Origin of the sequence: Deinococcus taeanensis, assembly GCF_020229735.1 — a bacterium.
Classification (GTDB): domain Bacteria; phylum Deinococcota; class Deinococci; order Deinococcales; family Deinococcaceae; genus Deinococcus; species Deinococcus taeanensis.
On record NZ_CP083456.1, the window covers coordinates 96,251 to 112,679 of the forward strand.

At 70.8% G+C, this 16,429-nt stretch carries 13 protein-coding genes; 5 read left to right on the forward strand and 8 right to left on the reverse strand.

Annotated elements, in window-relative coordinates; translation table 11 throughout:
• Positions 1–24: 24 nt before the first annotated feature.
• The 3 genes from LAJ19_RS14220 to LAJ19_RS14230 are packed head-to-tail and all read right to left on the reverse strand — an operon-like array spanning position 25 to position 3,913.
• Positions 25–1,458, reverse strand: coding sequence for an exopolysaccharide biosynthesis polyprenyl glycosylphosphotransferase (locus LAJ19_RS14220; protein WP_349774841.1), 1,434 nt, complete (start codon positions 1,456–1,458; stop codon positions 25–27).
• 59 nt (positions 1,459–1,517) lie between these two features.
• Positions 1,518–2,513 carry a UDP-glucuronic acid decarboxylase family protein gene (locus LAJ19_RS14225; RefSeq protein WP_225523524.1) on the reverse strand — a complete coding sequence of 332 codons (996 nt, stop codon included), beginning with the start codon at positions 2,511–2,513 and terminating at the stop codon, positions 1,518–1,520.
• The gene (locus LAJ19_RS14230; RefSeq protein WP_225523525.1) at positions 2,510–3,913 is read right to left on the reverse strand and encodes a UDP-glucose dehydrogenase family protein; all 1,404 of its coding nucleotides are present in this window, start codon (positions 3,911–3,913) and stop codon (positions 2,510–2,512) included. The genes LAJ19_RS14225 and LAJ19_RS14230 overlap by 4 nt, the downstream gene beginning before the upstream one ends.
• Positions 3,914–4,421: 508 nt before the next feature.
• On the opposite strand from LAJ19_RS14230, the gene LAJ19_RS14235 reads away from it, so the two are divergent.
• From LAJ19_RS14235 to LAJ19_RS14255, 5 genes are read left to right on the forward strand one after another with little or no spacing between them, the layout of a single operon-like run.
• Positions 4,422–5,666: a glycosyltransferase gene (locus LAJ19_RS14235; protein WP_225523526.1), complete on the forward strand. Its 1,245-nt coding sequence runs from the start codon at positions 4,422–4,424 to the stop codon at positions 5,664–5,666.
• Between the two features lies 1 nt (position 5,667).
• Positions 5,668–7,533: an asparagine synthase (glutamine-hydrolyzing) gene (gene asnB, locus LAJ19_RS14240; RefSeq protein WP_225523527.1), complete on the forward strand. Its 1,866-nt coding sequence runs from the start codon at positions 5,668–5,670 to the stop codon at positions 7,531–7,533.
• Positions 7,530–8,669, forward strand: coding sequence for a glycosyltransferase (locus LAJ19_RS14245; protein WP_225523528.1), 1,140 nt, complete (start codon positions 7,530–7,532; stop codon positions 8,667–8,669). The genes asnB and LAJ19_RS14245 overlap by 4 nt, the downstream gene beginning before the upstream one ends.
• Complete coding sequence (locus LAJ19_RS14250) at positions 8,662–9,939, forward strand: glycosyltransferase family 4 protein (RefSeq protein WP_225523529.1); 1,278 nt, start codon at positions 8,662–8,664, stop codon at positions 9,937–9,939. The genes LAJ19_RS14245 and LAJ19_RS14250 overlap by 8 nt, the downstream gene beginning before the upstream one ends.
• Entirely contained in the window at positions 9,939–11,420 is a 1,482-nt protein-coding gene (locus LAJ19_RS14255) for a right-handed parallel beta-helix repeat-containing protein (protein ID WP_225523530.1), read from the forward strand. Before LAJ19_RS14250 ends, LAJ19_RS14255 begins: the two co-directional genes overlap by 1 nt.
• Before the next feature lie 20 nt (positions 11,421–11,440).
• Here the strand turns inward: LAJ19_RS14255 and LAJ19_RS14260 are convergent, their stop codons facing one another.
• The 5 genes from LAJ19_RS14260 to lhgO are packed head-to-tail and all read right to left on the reverse strand — an operon-like array spanning position 11,441 to position 16,427.
• The gene (locus LAJ19_RS14260) at positions 11,441–12,220 is read right to left on the reverse strand and encodes a DUF8692 domain-containing protein (protein ID WP_225523531.1); all 780 of its coding nucleotides are present in this window, start codon (positions 12,218–12,220) and stop codon (positions 11,441–11,443) included.
• A gap of 52 nt (positions 12,221–12,272) precedes the next feature.
• Positions 12,273–13,583, reverse strand: a complete 1,311-nt coding sequence (locus tag LAJ19_RS14265) for an NAD(P)H-dependent oxidoreductase (protein ID WP_225523532.1) — start codon at positions 13,581–13,583, stop codon at positions 12,273–12,275.
• Positions 13,580–14,125 (reverse strand): dTDP-4-dehydrorhamnose 3,5-epimerase, encoded by a 546-nt coding sequence (gene rfbC, locus LAJ19_RS14270; RefSeq protein WP_225523533.1) that lies wholly within the window; start codon positions 14,123–14,125, stop codon positions 13,580–13,582. Before rfbC ends, LAJ19_RS14265 begins: the two co-directional genes overlap by 4 nt.
• Positions 14,122–15,195: an SDR family oxidoreductase gene (locus tag LAJ19_RS14275; RefSeq protein ID WP_225523534.1), complete on the reverse strand. Its 1,074-nt coding sequence runs from the start codon at positions 15,193–15,195 to the stop codon at positions 14,122–14,124. Before LAJ19_RS14275 ends, rfbC begins: the two co-directional genes overlap by 4 nt.
• Positions 15,192–16,427 (reverse strand): L-2-hydroxyglutarate oxidase, encoded by a 1,236-nt coding sequence (gene lhgO, locus LAJ19_RS14280; protein ID WP_225523535.1) that lies wholly within the window; start codon positions 16,425–16,427, stop codon positions 15,192–15,194. The genes LAJ19_RS14275 and lhgO overlap by 4 nt, the downstream gene beginning before the upstream one ends.
• Between the last annotated feature and the right edge of the window lie 2 nt (positions 16,428–16,429).

A 16,429-nucleotide genomic window follows, 5' to 3' on the forward strand; every position in this document is an offset into this window, starting at 1 on the left:
GCAGGGCGCCGGGCGGGACCTCTGTTAGTACGCGCCGGACCCGAGCACCACCACTTTCAGCGTCCGGGCGAGAATCACCAGGTCCAGCCACAGCGACCAGTTGCGCACGTAGTACGGATCCCAGCGTTCCATCCCGGCGTTGCCGGCGGCCGAGCGGCCCGAAACCTGCCACAGGCCGGTCATGCCGGGCTGCACCTGCGCGCGGATCTGGCGCGTGCGGGGCAGCAGCTGCGACTCGTGATATGCCGGCAGCGGCCGCGGGCCAACCAGGCTCATCTCCCCGCGCAGCACATTCACGAGTTGCGGCAGTTCGTCGAGGCTCGTTTTGCGCAGCAGCGCCCCCAGGCGGGTGATCCGCGGATCGACGCGCAGTTTGAAGTGCGTCTCCCACTCGGCGCGCAGCGCCGGGTTCTGCGCCAGGTGCCGTTCGAGCACCTGCTCGGCGTTCGGCACCATCGTGCGGAACTTCCAGGTGAAGAACTGCCGGCCGTCCTCGCCGACGCGCTCCTGCAGGAACAGCGGCGAGGTGCGGGTCTCGAGCCACAGGCCCAGCGCGAGGAGCAGGCACAGCGGCACCCAGCACGCGGCCGTGACCAGCACGCTCGTCAGGTCAAAGGCCCGCTTGAGCAGCCGCGCGGTGGGGTCGAGCAGGTTGCGGGTCAGTTCGAGGCCCAGAATGCCGCCCATGTCCACCGACATGGCCCACAGCGACGGCAGGTCCGCCATGGCGGAGACCACCACCACTTTGCGGTAGGCGCGCAGGGTGCCTTCCAGGAGATGCGCGAATTCGGCGCGCTTGAGCTGCGGCAGGGCCACGATGGCGACCGGCGCGACCGGCTGGCCCAGGTTGATCGCCTGCAGCGGCCCGAGCACCGGCACGCCCAGCACGCGGCCGTCCGGAACGTCGTCAAAGACCCCCACCGGCAGGTACCCGAGGCCCGGCGTGGCCTGCAGCGCGGCAATCACGCCCTCGTGCGCGCCGTACACGATGGTGGGCACGCCCCACAGCTGCGCGCGCATCAGCACCCGGCGCACCACGTAACGTAGCGTCAGCACCAGCGGGCAGGCGATGAGGGCGCCCAGGCCGAGCACCAGGCGGCTGAAGTCGCCCCCCTGGCCGACCAGGACGATCGCCAGGATGGTCACGCCGAACACGAGCGCCACCAGCCCGATGATCCGCCGGACTTCCTCCACCACGCCCAGCCCCCAGCTGGGCAGCAGCTTGTTCAGGTAGGCGCCCAGCAGCCAGGTGGCGGCCAGCAGACCGCTCCAGGAGGGCAGGAACAGCTCGCCGAACAGCAGCCGGCGCAGCGCGCCCGCCAGACGCAGGGAAACCTCCAGGGCCAGCAGGTCCCCGGCAAGCAGCGCCGTGCCGTTCAGCACGCGGCGGCGGAGGTACAGGAAAGCCATGGACTGCGTGGCCTTGGTGACAACTCGTTCAGATCGGACGCTCAGCACTCGGGTTCTCCTCGGGGGTCAGGCGGCACACGCAGGACGCTCTGCACTGGGGCAGTCGATCAGGCGGGCGCCCGGTCACTCGGCCGGCCGGGTCCGGGCCGGGCCGGCGTGGGCGGCGGGGCGGCCGCGGCGTGCCGGAAGTACGCGGCGGTGCGGCGCAGGCCGTCGTCCAGGCTGACTTCGGGCGCCCAGCCGAGCAGGCGCCGGGCCACCGTGATGTCCGGCTGCCGCTGGCGGGGGTCGTCCGCGGCGAGCGGCACGAACCGGATGGGCAGGTCCGGGTTGACCAGGGCGCGCACCACCTCCGCGAAGCGCAGCATGGTGATGGCGTCCGTGCCGCCCAGGTTCACCGGGTCGTGATACGTGACGTCCATCAGGCGCGCGACGCCGCGGATCAGGTCGCTGACGTACTGGAAGCTTCGCGTCTGCTGCCCGTCGCCCTGCACGGTGAGCGGCTCGCCGGCGAGCGCCTGGTTGATGAAGTTGGTGACCACGCGCCCGTCGTCGGCGCGCATGTGCGGGCCGTAGGTGTTGAAGATGCGGATGATGCGGGTGTCCAGACCCCGCGCGCGGTGGTAGGCCATGGTGAGGGCCTCCGCGTAGCGTTTGGCCTCGTCGTAGCAGCTGCGCAGCCCGTTCGGGTTGACGTGCCCCCAGTACGTTTCGGGCTGCGGGTGCACCAGGGGATCGCCGTACACCTCGGACGTGGACGCCAGCAGGAAACGCGCGCCGTGACGCTCGGCGAGATTCAGGGCGTGCTGCGTGCCCTGCGCGCCGACCATCAGCGTCTCGACCGGAAACTGCTGGTAGTGCGGCGGACTCGCTGGGGACGCGAAATGCAGCACCCAGTCCAGGGGCCCGCCGACGTCCGGCAGGCCCGCACTGACGTCGGCCTGCAGAAACGAGAAGCCCGGGCGGCCCAGCAGCCGCTCGGTGTTGGCGAGCTGACCGCTGAGGTAGTTGTCCACCCCGACGACCTCGTGTCCGCCGTTCAGGAAATGCGCGGCGAGGTGACTGCCGATAAAGCCGGCGCTGCCGGTCAGCAGCAGCCTCATGCGCCGACGCTCACGGCCGGCAGCGCGGCCGACGGCAGGAACGACGACTGCGGGCGTTCCCGTCCGATCTGTTCGAGAATGACCGGCGCCGTGAGGGGCTCGCGGATGATGTTGCGCGCGTCGATGACCACCCGGGTGCGCATGACGCCCAGCGCCTCGTTCCAGTTCAGGGTGCGGAACTCGGTCCATTCGGTGGCGATGATCACGGCGTCGGCGCCCGCGAGCGCGGCGGCGGCGGAGGTCGCCTCGACGTACTGCAGGTGCCGCCACTCGCTGCGGGCGCGGGGCATGGCAACCGGGTCGTAGGCGACCACCGTGGCGCCCAGCTGGCACAGCCGCTGGATGAAGTCATGCGCCGGGGCGTCACGCAGGTCGTCGGTGTCCGGCTTGAAGGCCATGCCGAGCACCGCGACGCGTTTGCCTTTGAGCAGCCGCAGGTGCTTTTGCAGTTTCTCGATCACCAGGACGCGCTGGCGCCCGTTGACGCTCATGGCGGCGCGCAGGATCGGCATGCTGTAGCCGTAATCGTGGCCGGTGCTGATCAGGGCGCTGGTGTCCTTGCCAAAGCAGCTGCCGCCCCACCCGGCGCCGGCCGCAAGAAAGCGCGTGCCGATGCGGTGGTCCAGGCCGATGCCGGCCGTGACCTCGTGAATGTCAGCGCCGACGCACTCGCACAGACCGGCGATTTCATTGGCGTAGCTGATCTTGAGGGCAAGAAAGGCGTTGGCGGCGTACTTGATCATCTCCGCGCTCGTGAGGGTGGTTTCGACCACGGCCGGCCGCCCGTACCCGCGGGGCCGGGGGACGTGGGCCGGGGCCTCGAAGCTCTGTTCGATCAGCGGAGCGTACAACGCGCGCATGCGCTCGGTGGCCCAGCTGCTGCCGCCCAGCACGATCCGGTCCGGGTAGAGGCTGTCTTCCAGGGCGGTGCCTTCGCGCAGGAATTCCGGGTTGGACACCACCTCGTAGTGGCTGGTGGCGTACAGCGCGGCGTGTTCCTCAAGGGTCCGCATCACCCAGTCGCCGGTGCCGATCGGGACGGTGCTCTTGTTGACGATGATCTGCGGTTTGCCGTCGAGGTGCTGGGCGACGCTGCGCACCGCACTTTCGAGGTACGTGAGGTTCGGATGCCCGTCAGGCAGGGGGGGCGTGCCGACGCAGATGAAGATGAAGTCCGCCTGGGGAATCGCCTCGTCGTACCGGGTGGTCCAGGTCAGGTTGGGACTTGCCGCGCGCAGCAGGTCCTCGAGGCCCGGCTCGTAGATGGGCAGGCGGCCCGCCTGCAGGCCACTGATTTTTCCTTCGTCGTTGTCGAGGCCCGTCACCTGATACCCCAGGAACGCCAGCATGATCGCCGTGCCCAGCCCCACATATCCCGTCCCAACGATGGTGATGTTCATTTGTCCCCCGTGAGTTCGCTGTTGGTTCGCAGTTCGTGACGTTCCCGGTTGCGGTCCGTCTGGGCCGCACACAGGCGCGCAGCAGTGGTCCTTGGCTGGCCTGTGATGTCCGTAGGTTAGAAGCAGCTGAGGATTGAATAACGGCTGGTCAGCAGTTGGACAGCAGTTACTCAGCCGCGCGCGGCGCGCCGGGCACCTCCGGGCGCCTGGGTGACCCAGTTCACGGCCACGCCGGAACCCGGCCGCGCGGTGGGGCGGCGAACCACACCCCGGAGCGCTGCGTGGCTGCCCGGGTGTGATCCTTTGTCCGACTGAAGCGAGACTCTGCTCCCCGGTAAGCACGGTTGAGCGACAGCTGGTCAGGGTGCCTACCGGTCGCTCATTAAGCAATCTGAAGCTGGGACGTGAAAAATAGGTGGTGGATGCCCTGCACGTGCACTGCGCAGCGACATCCACCGCTTTTTTGAGGTCACTCGCTTCACCGCTCAGAACGTCCCACAGGAGTTCCATGACACCGATGATCTACCTCCTGGACAGCCTCAGGGAGAGCGCCGCGCGCCCGCAGACGAGGGCGGCGTCACGCGGCGCGCACCCGGTCCGGCCACTGAAGATTCTGGCGGTGCTGCCGTCGCTGTGGCCGGGCGGCGCTGAGATGCAACTCGCCCATCTGCTGACGACCCTGCCTGCCGATGAGTTTCAATGCGAACTGGTCACCCTGTTCACCGTTTCGGGGCGCAACGCGCTGAGCGACCGGCTGGACCGGGCCGGCTGCCGCTGGACCGATCTGGGCGTGGCGCCGGCGCTCGACCGTCCCATGGGCGCACTTCACGCTGCGCGCAACCTGCTCGAGGCGCGCCGGCGGCTGAGGGCGTCTATTCAGAACTTCCAGCCGGACGTGGTGTACTCCCGCCTGTGGTATGCGGGCCTCGCCGTGGGCAGTCTCAACCGCCGGCGCCTGGACTTCGTGCATATCACCAACGAGGAACTGTCGCTGTTCAGCCACGCCGACAAAGGTGTGGTGAAACGCTGGCTGCGCCGCTGGGTGGTGGCCCAGGCCGACCACTGGGTGGTGCCGACACGCGGCCTGTACGACCAGTTCGTCGAGCGCGGCGCGCCGCGCCGGCGCGGTCACGTTATTCATAACGCCACGCCGCTGCCTGAGAGCGTGACGGCGCGCGTCCCCGCGCCGCCCCTGCGGGTGGCCGCGATGGGACGCCTGGTTGCGGATAAAGGTTTTGAACGGCTGCTTCACGTTGCCCGGCTCCTGCGTGACGCCGGGCACACCCTCGTGTTCGACGTGGCCGGAGAGGGCCCCGAGCGTCCGGCGCTGGAACACGCGGCGCGCGCGCTGGGCGTGGAGGACTGCGTTCATTTCGTCGGGTACGTGCCGGACCCGCTGGCGTTTTTGCAGGCGCACGACGCGTTTGTGCTGACCTCACACGCCGAGGGCTTCGCGAACGTGCTCGTCGAGGCGATGGCCTGCGCTCTGCCCACCGTGGCGTTCGACATCGACCACGGGCCGCGCGAACTGATCGTGCACGGCGAAACCGGCTACCTCGCTGCGGACGGCGACCTCGGGGCGTTCGCCGGGCACCTGCGCGCCCTGGCGCAGGCACCCGACCGCGGCGCGGCGCTCGGGCAGGCCGGCCGGCAGCGGGCCGAGCGGCTGTTCTCCATCCCGCAGATGACCGCGGCCTTCGGGGCGTTGTTCCAGGCAGCGGCGAGGCCGCCGCTGCAGACAGAGGGGGCGTGACATGTGTGGAATTCTCGGCACCATCTACGACCATGAAGTGAGCGCCGGGGCGCTGGACCTGCGGCCGCTGCGCCACCGCGGTCCGGACGCGCAGCGCAGCCAGACGGTCAGCACGGCCGCGCTGGGCCACACGCGCCTGAGCATCATTGACCTGTTCAGCGGCGCGCAGCCCATGAGTGACGTGGCCGGGCACGCGACCATCGTGTTCAACGGGGAAATCTACAACCACCTGACCCTGCGCCGCGAACTCGAGGGGGCCGGACAGCGCTTCGCGACGCACTCGGACACCGAAGTGATTCTCGCGGCGTACCTCGCGTGGGGCGTGCGCGGCTTCGCGCGGCTGCGCGGCATGTACGCCTTCGCGCTGTACGACCACCGCACCCGCGACACCGTGCTGGCCCGCGATCCCTTTGGCATCAAGCCGCTGTTCTGGACGCGCGGCGCGCGTCACCTGCACTTCGCTTCGGAGCTCGGGGCGCTGTTGTCCCTGACGGACCGCGCGCCGGAACTGGACCTGACGTCCGTCCTGGAAACCCTCGCGCACCGGTATGCGTTCGGCGCGCACACCCTGTACCAGGGGGTGCACCGCCTGGAGCCGGGCATGGCCATGATCGCCGGTGACCGGCTGACCACCGTGCGCTCGGTGCAGTTCATTCACCTGAGTGACGAGGTCGAGCGTCACCGGCAGGCCGGCGCGCACGCCACGCCGGACGACGTTGAGCTGCGCGTCGCGGACAGCGTGGCCCACCACACCATCGCGGACGTGCCGGTGGGCTGTTTTCTGAGCGGCGGACTGGATTCCAGCGTCGTGGCCCAGCGGCTCGCCCTGGAGTGCGCCGGGCCGCTGCAGGCCTACTCGGTGGGTTTCCAGGACGCGCAGAGCGAAGTCAGTGAGCTGCCGCACGCCCGCGCGGTCGCGGCGTCGATCGGCGCTGAACTGCACGAGGTGCAGGTCGGCCCGGCGGACTTCGCGGACCTCGCGCCGGTGCTGTCGGGCAGCCGCAACGGCCCGTTCGCGGACCCGGCGGACGTCGCGATGCTGAAACTGTCCCTCGCGGCGGCGGGTGACGTGAAAGTGGTGCTGTCCGGAGAGGGTGGGGACGAGGCGTTTGCCGGGTACCCGAAGTACGCCGCAGACCGCTACGCAGGCCTGCTGGGTCCGGCGATGAAGGTCGCCAGCGCCCGGCTGGGGCGCCGCGGGCGGCTGGGTATCGCGGCCGACGCGCTGTCCGAGCCGCGCCGGGCGGTGCGCTGGATGCGCTGGTTCGAGAACGACGCCGCGCCGCAGGGCCTGGTCTCGGCGCTGCTGGCCGGCGGCGCGCAGCCACGCCGCGCGCTCGGCTGGGTGGAGGACCGCCTCGCGCACTACCCCAGCGGCTGGAGCGACCTGCAGCGCATGCAGGTGCTGGACCTGGAGTCGTGGCTGCCGAACAACCTCCTGCACCGCGGGGACTACACGACCATGCAGGCGTCCATCGAGCAGCGGGTGCCGATGCTGGACCTCGCGCTGACGCCCTGGGCGGTGGCGCTGCCCGACCGGGAGAAGCTCAGCGGCCTGCGCGGCAAGATGCCGGTGCGCCGCGCCTTCGCCCGCCGCCTGCCGCAGCAGGTGCTGGACCGGCCGAAAAGCGGCTTCCGCCTGCCGCTCGGCGAGTGGCTGCGCAGCGATCCGCACCTGCGGGCCATGGCGCACGACCACCTGCTGACGCCCGGCGCGCAGCTGCGCGGCTGGCTGAGCGGCGCGGAACTCGAGCGGCTGCTCTCGCCGCAGGCGCTGGGCACCACTGGCGGGGCCAAGCTGGCCTGGACGGCGCTGTGCCTGGAACTGTGGCTGGGCGCCGCGCGGCCGCAGCCGGTGACCGCATGACCCGCACCCTGTGGACCGCGCGCAGCGGCGCCGGGCGCCGCGCGGCCCGGACCACCGGCGCGCCGCCGGCACTGTGGGTGGCGACCGCGGCGCGCGGCGGAATTCACGGCTACACCCGCGCGCTGGAAGCCACCCCGCTGTTCACCGACTGGCAGGTTGAACGCCTCGTCACGCACGATGACGGTCCGCTTCCGCGGCGCCTGTCCCTGTTCGCCCGCGGCGCCGGCACACTGCTCTGGCGCTGCCTGAGCGCCCGGCCGTCGCTGGTGCACCTGCACTCGGCGGCGTACGGCAGTTTTGCCCGCAAGGCGCTGCTGCTGTGGGCCGCGCGCGGCGTGTTCCGCGTGCCGACGGTCCTGCACCTGCACGCCGGGGAGTTCGAGACCTTCTACGGAGCGTGCCCGCCGCTGGCGCGCGCCCTGGTGCGCGCCACCCTGCGCCGCGCCGACCGGGTCATCACGCTCTCCCCTGCCCTGGCGGCAGCCGTGACCCGCATCGCGCCGGGCGCCCGGGTGACAGTCGCGGCCAACGGGGTCGCCCTGGCGCCCGCCGCGCGCGTCCTGGCGCGCCGCGCCCCGCGGGTGCTGTTCGCAGGCGTCCTGATCGACCGCAAGGACCCGGTGGGGCTGCTGCGGGCCTGGGCGGCCTGCCCGCGCCCGCCCGGCGCGCGGCTGGTGTTCGCCGGCGACGGCCCGCTGCGCGCCGACCTGGAGGCCCTGGCCGCGGAACTCGGGGTCAGCCGCAGCGTGGACTTCCGCGGCTGGCTCGACCCGGCCGGCGTGGCGGCGGAGATGGACCAGGCCGACATCCTGGCCCTGCCGTCGCATTTCGAGGGTCAGCCGCTGTCGCTGCTTGAAGGCATGGCGCGCGGCCTGGCCCTGCTGTCCACCCGGGTGGGCGGCATTCCGGACCTGATCGAAGACGGCGTGAGTGGCCGCCTAGTGCCGCCCGGGGATCCGGGCGCGCTGAGCGCCGCCCTGGCTGAGCTGCTGAGCGACCAGGACGCCCGGGCGCGGTACGGCGCTGCGGCGTACGCGCGCGCCGCGCACGCCTTTGATATCCGGCGCACCTGGCAGAGTCTGGATACTGTGTACCGGACCCTGGCGCAGGGCGCGCCGCGGGGTCCCCATGACTGACGTTTCAACGCTGGGCCCGTCCAGCCGCGCTCCGGCCGCCCCCAGGCGGCGGGTGCTGATCATCGTGGAGAACCTGCCGGTGCCGGTGGACCGCCGGGTGTGGATGGAAGCGACAACCCTGCACGCCGCCGGGTACGAGGTGTCAGTCATCTGCCCCACCGGGCGCGGCCAGGACAAGACCTTCGAGATGCTCGAAGGCATCGCGGTCTACCGCCATCCCCTGCCCCCTGAGGGCGAAGGCAGCCTGACCTTCGTGCGCGAGTACCTCGTGGCGCTGTGGCACGAAACCCGCCTGGCGTGGCGCGTCCGGCGCGAGCGGGGCTTTGACGTCATTCACGTGTGCAACCCGCCGGACCTGCTGTTCCTGGTCGCGGCGCCGTTCAAGGCGCTGTTCGGCACGCCGATGATCTTCGACCACCACGACGCGACGCTGGAGATGTACGAAGCGAAGTTCGGCCGGCGTGACCTGCCGTACCACGTGCTGAAACTGGCCGAGCGCCTCACCTACGCGCTGGCGGACGTGGTGGTCGCCACGAACGAATCCCTGCGCGGCTTTGCCCTGGGCCGCGGTCACAAGGCCCCGGAGGACGTGTTCGTGGTGCGCAGCGGCCCGCGCCTGGACCGCTTCGTGCCGCAGCCCGGCGGGGAGCGGTACCGGGCGGGGTTCCGGCACGTGGTCGGGTACGTGGGCGTGCTGGGTTCCCAGGACGGGCTGGACGTGCTGCTGCGCGTGGCGCGGCGCGTGGTGGACGGCGGGCGCACCGACGTGCGGTTCATGATCATCGGAGGCGGACCGTCCCTGGAGCCGCTCAGGGCGCTGTGCAGCGCCATGAAACTCGACCCGTACGTGGAATTCACGGGCATGCTGACCGACCAGGACGAGCTGATCGAGCGCCTCAGCGCCTGCGACGTCTGCGTGGCCCCGGACCCGCAGACGTCGTACAGCGACGTGTGCACCATGAACAAGGTGCTGGAGTACATGGCGCTCGGCAAGGCGACCGTGCAGTTCGACCTGACCGAGGGCCGCCACTCGGCCGGGGACGCGGCCGCGTACGCGCGGCCCAACGACGAGGAGGACTTCGCGCGTCAGCTGCTGGCCCTGCTGGCCGACCCGGAGCGCCAGGCGCAGATGGGCCGCGTGGGCCAGGCGCGCATGCAGCAGGCGCTCGCTTGGGACCACCAGGCGCCGAAACTGCTGGACGCCTACGCCCGTGCGCTGCGCCGGCGGGTGCGCGCCGCGGCGCCGGACCGGGAACGGGAACCCGCGTGATGTCCGCGCCGTGGATGGCGCTGGGCGCGGGCCTGCTGCTCGGCGCGGGGCTGCTGCAGGGCGCGAGCGTGCTCGGGCAGGGTCCCCCGGCGCCGCGGGAGGCGGCCGTGGCCCCCAGCCGGGCGGCGCTCGCGCAGGCCGCGCCGCGGCGGGCCAGCGTGAGCGTCCGGGACTTCGGGGCGCGCGGGGACGGCACCACCGACGACACCGCCGCGCTCAACCGCGCCGCGAGTCAACTCGCCGGGCGGGACCTGGTGTTCCCGGCCGGCACCTACCTGATCCGCGGCCCGGTGGTGTTCACCGGGCTCAAGGACCAGACGGTGTCGGGCGCGGCGGGCGCCACGGTCCGCGCCGCGCCGAACTACGAGCACGGCAGGTTCGACGGCATGCTGCACTTCGACCGGCCCGTGAACGTCACCGTGCGCGGCCTGAGTATCGCCGGGCGCCGCGTGCCGAGCGCCAATCCGTACGCGGTGCTGATCGACGGGGTCCGGGTCAACAAGGGAAAGAACGTCACCCTCAGCGACCTGCACGTCGTGGACGCCCCCACCAACGGGCTGGCGGTCGAGGACACCGACACCGTGACCCTGCGCGACAACCGGATCGAGCGGGCCGGCGGCGCCGGCGGATGGGCGCACCGCACCGTGCACCAGCGCTGGCTGAACAACACGGTGACCGGGCTGGGCGACCCCAACGGCAAACCGTTCGCGGGCCTGGGGCTGTTCGCGACCATCGGGGATGACTTCCTGGCGGAAGGCAACGTCCTGAAGAACCTCTCGAACACCGCCACGAAAACCGAGGGCGTGCACCACGTCGTGTACCGCAACAACACCGTGGACGTGTTCGGCAAGGACGGCATCAAGGTCATGCCGTACGACGGGGCCACGAAGACGGTCGAAGGCGCGGTCATCGAGAACAACACCGTGCGTTCGAGGCGCGCGTGGGCGCCGGACGGCTCGGCGTACATCCTGATGCACTCGGTCAACGGCGGGCAGATCCGCAACAACCGCGTCGAAGGCACCGGCGGTCAGCCGGAGGTGTACGCCGAGGACGCCATCAAGGTGAACACCTGGGGGAGCGGCCCGCCGTCGAAGAACATCCTGATCGAGGGCAACCAGGTGCGCGACACGCGCCGCGGCATCCGCATCGAGGCGGACAACGTGGTGCTGCGCGGCAACACCGTCACGGGGCGCCTGCCCTGGGCGCGCACCGCGGTGGTCGTGGGCAGCAATGGCGTGTCGATCGCGGACAACGTGATTGACGGTCCGTCGGTGGGCGTGCTGATCGACCGGGGGTTCGGACGCACGCGGATCGAGAACAACCGCTTTGACCACGTGGAGACGGCCGTGTACGCCGACAACGGTAACCCGGCCGTGACGGTCAGCCGCAACACTTTCGGTGCGGCGGTGCAGAAGGCCGTGGCGGGCAGCGTGGGGCGCGACTGCAACTTCTACAACAGCGCGGAGTGCCGCGCGCCCTGAGGGCCTGCTGACGCGGCTGCCTAGTCGCGGGTCAGGCCCACGCGCAGCTCGAGGTCCGGCAGGGCCAGGCGGACGTAGCGCAGCAGGGTCGACAGGAACAGGATCACGCCCGCCATCTCCAGGGCTTCCTCGGCGGTGATCAGGATCTCCATCAGGAAGGTGTCGCGGCCCATCAGGGTGCGCACGTAGCCTTCGGCGAGTTCCAGGCCGAAGGCGCCGCTGATGTACACCGCGCCGGCGAGCAGCATGCCGTTGCGGGTCCCGCGCGGCAGGTGGCGCAGGAAGCGCAGGCACACGACGAACACGGTCAGGGCCAGCAGGCCGTACGGCACCACCCAGGCGTAGTGCAGCGCGCCCTCAACCTTGACCAGGTCGTGCACCGGCTCGATCAGCAGTTCGTGCAGGCTGGCGCCCTCGTCGAGGCCGAGGTACACGAACAGCAGGGTCAGGCCGGTCCAGACCCGGCGGAACGGGTCCAGCGCGGCCCTGCGGGCCAGGGCGATCACGCCGAGCGCGGCGGCGGCCGACAGCAGCAGCAGCGTGGAGAACAGCGACGGGAGGTTCGTCTCGCCGTTGAGGTACGTCAGGGACCACACCAGGTCCCGCGCGAAGAAGTCCGGCAGGAAGGTCTTGCTGTAGATGCCCCAGAAGCCCACCGCGATCAGGACCGCCGCCGTGACCGACAGGAACCGGATGATCCGGCGGTCGTTGAGGCGCAGCGGCACGCGCTGGCCGGCCAGCGGGGCGGCCGGGGCGGGCGCAGCGCGGCTGAAACCGGGGGTCACTGTCATGTCTTTCATGGCGCTCCTCCAGAGCCGGACAGATCCGCCGGCACGCGGTGGGTCTCGGGGCTCAGGTGGGGCGCAGCTCGGCGGCCGGGGCGAACAGGCGGTCCTGCTCGGCGCGCAGCTGTACCGACAGGCGCCCTTCAGGCAGCGTCACGTCGTCGTAGGTCAGCACGTGGTCGCGCGGCAGGTCCCGCCGCAGCTGCGCGCCTTCGGCCAGGCCCATCGGCAGCAGCCGCTGCGCGGCCGTCACGTCGGCGTTCTCGCACTGGCCGTAGGTCATGTAGCCGCCCAGGCCGTCGATGGTCTCCCCGGCTTTCAGGTCGCGCTTGGCGGTGGTGACGACCTCCACCATCGGCGCGCCGCGCGCCTGCAGCACGGCGTCCCCGAACAGCACGACGCGCGCGGCGGAGAGCGGCACCTCGAAGTGGCACAGATGGTACGGCGTGTAGAAGCTGTACAGCGGCCCCTCGCCAAGTTTGTACAGGTTGAGGTAGTGGCGCTGCCTGGGGTCGTCGTGCGTGGCGTACACGAAGACGCCCGGGCCGGGCCGCGCGCCCACCACGTAGTCCACGGCGCCGCCGAGGGCGCGCAGTTCATCGACGTCGTACATCGCCCGCAGGTCGTCAACGTGCCCGGGGAAGTCCAGGCCGCGCATGCCGCGCTGCGCGACGCGCATGCCGGTGCCGTTGGCGACGATGGCCTGCTCGAAGGAGATTTTCGTGCCGTCGGCGAAACTCGTGACCATGTACGGGTTCTGCCCCCAGCGTTCCGCGAAGGCCTTCTGGGTGGTGGGCGTGCGGTACGGGTCCTGCAGGCCCTTGATGTTCCCGCACAGCAGCGGCGTCAGCCCGATGCTGCGCACGAAGCGGTACAGGTTCATCTGCACGCCGGGCTGGTCCCCGTCGGCAGCCGTGAAGATCACGCCGGCGCGGTCGGCCATCACCTTGAGCAGCGGCCCGACGGTCGCGTCGAGCTCGGCGTTCATGGTGACCATGTGTTTGCCGTTGGCGATGGCTTCCACGGTGACCTGCGCGCCGAACTCCACGTCGCCGGTCACGTCGATCAGGCAGTCGATGCCCTCGGCGCGGCACAGCAGCAGGGCGTCTTCGGTCACGGCCGGTTGCCCGGCGCGGATGGCGTCCTCCACGGCCGCCTGGCTGCGGACCTCCAGGACGCTTTCCACGCCCGCTTCGAGGTACGCGCGGCGGGCGGTGGTGAGCGTGCGGTTGGCGACGGCCACGAGCCGCATGCCCGGTACGGAATTGATGATCTGGTTCGCGACGCCGCGGCCCATGAAGCCCGCGCCGATCATGCCCACGCGCACGGGCTGCCCGGCGTCCTCGCGGGCCTGGAGTGCCCGGTCCACCAGAATCATCCGAGCACCGCCTCGGCGCTCAGCAGCGGCCACGCGGCGTCCTTGTCGGAGATCACGGTCACGGGCAGCGGCCACGTGATGCCCAGGCGGGGGTCGTCGAAGCGCAGGCCGCGTTCGTACCCGGGCGTGTAGAACTCCCCGACCTGGTACGTGACCTCGGCGCCGTCGGTCAGCGCCTGGTACCCGTGCGCGAACAGCTCGGGCACGTACAGGGCGCGGCGGTTGTGCTCGGTGAGTTCCACCGCGACGTGCTCCAGGTAGGTGGGGGAGTCCGGACGCAGGTCCACGATCACGTCCAGGATGGAGCCGCGGGTGCAGCGCACGAGTTTGGTTTCCGCGGCCGGGGCGAGCTGGTAGTGCATGCCGCGCAGGGTGCCGGCGACGTGGTTGACGCTGAGGTTGCACTGCGCCACGTCGACCTTCAGGCCGTGCTCGGCGAACTCGCGCTGGCAGAAGGTCCGGGCGAACAGCCCGCGGTGGTCCTCGCGCGCCTGCACGTCCACGGTGAACGCGCCGCGCAGCCGGGTCTCGGTGAAGATCACGGAACACGCTCCATCAGGACCGGCTCGGGCAGCGCGGCGCTGAACGGATCGGTCCAGAAGAAGTCCTGGTCGATCTGCCCGGTGGACAGCAGGTACTCGAGCTGCTTGAGGCGGGTGTAGCCGCGGGATTCGAATTCCTCTTTCGTCAGCCCGATGCGGGCGAACAGCGCGGCCAGCTGCGCCGCGCCGCGTTCGGCGTTCCATTCGCAGGCGAAGCCGGGCAGTTGCGTGTTGATCTTCTCGAACGACACGCGGTAGCTGCGGTTGTCGCTGCCGTTCGCCCCGAAGCTCAGCGCGCAGCCGGGGAAGGTCGCGGCGATGATCTCAGCGATGTCGCGCACGCGGTAGTTCTGCGCGGTGTCACCCACGTTGAACACCTGGTTGTGCACCGCTTCGAGCGGCGCCTCAAGCGCGCAGAGGATGGCGCGCGCAATGTCGTTGGCGTGCACGAGCGGCCGCCACGGCGTGCCGTCGGAGGTCATGCGGATTTCCCCGGACGTCCAGGCCAGACCGGCGAGATTGTTCAGCACGATGTCAAAGCGCATGCGGGGCGAGGCGCCGAAGGCCGTGGCGTTGCGCAGGAAGGTCGGGGAGAAGCGCCCGTCGGCCAGCTCGCGCAGGTCCCGTTCCACGAGGACCTTGCACTCGGCGTAGGCGGTCTGCGGATTGACGGACGACGCCTCGGTGACGTCCCCTTCGGTTGCCACGCCGTACACGCTGCATGACGACATGTACACGAAGCGCCCCACGCCGGCGGCCTTGGCGAGGCGCGCGAGTCTCAGGGAGCCCAGGTGGTTGATGTCGTACGTAATGTTCGGCAGCAGCTGCCCGAGCGGGTCGTTGGAGAGTTCGGCCATGTGCACGACCGCGTCGACGCCCTCGAAGTCCGCGGCGGTGACGTGCCGGATGTCCTTGAACTGCGTCTTCGCCGTGCGGTCCACGCCGTGGTACAGCCAGCCGCTGCGGTAGTAGCCGGTGTCGACGGCGGTGACGCTGTGGCCGGCGCGCATGACGGCGGGCGCGACGATGGCGCCCAGGTAACCTTCTGTGCCGGTGATCAGGACCTTCATGCGGGCACTCCTTGGGGGGTCAGCGAGAGGGTATGGCGCCTGGGCGCCGCCGGAACGCGCGCGGCGATGGCGCGGCCGATCTCCAGGCTGGAGGTGGCGGCCGGTGACGGGGCGTTGCACACGTGCAGCGCGTTGGGACCGTCGATCAGCAGGAAGTCGTCCACGAGTTTGCCTTCGGGCGTGAGGGCCTGCGCGCGGACCCCCGCGGCGCACGGCACGATGTCGTCGGCCGTGACTTCCGGAATGAGCCGCTGGAGGCTGCGCACGAAGGTGGCTTTCGACCAGGAGCGCATCATTTCCATGGCGCCTTCACGCAGGTGCCGGCGCGCCAGGGCGCGGAAGCCGGGATTGGTGAGCACCTCGCGCAGGTCCCGGACGTTCAGATCGGTCTTGCGGTAGCCTTCGCGGGCAAAGGCCAGCACGGCGTTCGGGCCGGCATGCACGGACCCGTCGATCATGCGCGTGAAGTGCACGCCCAGGAACGGGAAGTCCGGGTTGGGAACCGGGTAGATCAGCCCGCGCACGAGCGCGCGGCGTTCGGGGCGCAGTTCGTAGTACTCGCCGCGGAACGGCACGATGCTGCTGCGCGGGTCGGTGCCGGCGAGGCGGGCCACGCGGTCACTGTGCAGCCCGGCGCAGTTGACGAGCACCAGCGCGGCGACGTCGCCGGCGCTGGTGCTGATCTCGTAGCCGTCCGCGCTGGGGGTCAGGCGCTCGACGGTGACGCCGAAGCGCACGTCGGCGCCCCGCGCCCGGATAAGGTCGACGAGCGCCGCGCTCACCTGCCGGTAGGAGACGATGCCGGTACTCGGGACGCGGATGCCGGCCAGGGCCCGGACGTGCGGCTCGTACTCGGTGACCTGCGCGGCGCTGAGCTTCTGCACGTTCAGGCCGTTGTCCAGACCGCGCTGGTAGAGGCGCTCGAGCCCGGGCAGCTCCTCCGGCGCGGTGGCGACGATGACCTTGCCGCACTGGTCGTACGGAATGCCGTGCTCATCGCAGAACGCCATCATGGACTGCACGCCCGCGGCGCACATCTTCGCTTTCAGGCTGCCGGGCGCGTAGTAGATCCCGGAGTGGATCACCCCGGAGTTCCGGCCCGTCTGGTGCCGGGCCGGCCCGTCCTCTTTTTCCAGCAGGACGATGCTGGCACCCGGGTGGCGCGCGGCGAGCGCGTGGGCGGTGGCCAGGCCGACAATGCCCCCGCCGACAACCGCGTAGTCGAACCGCACGG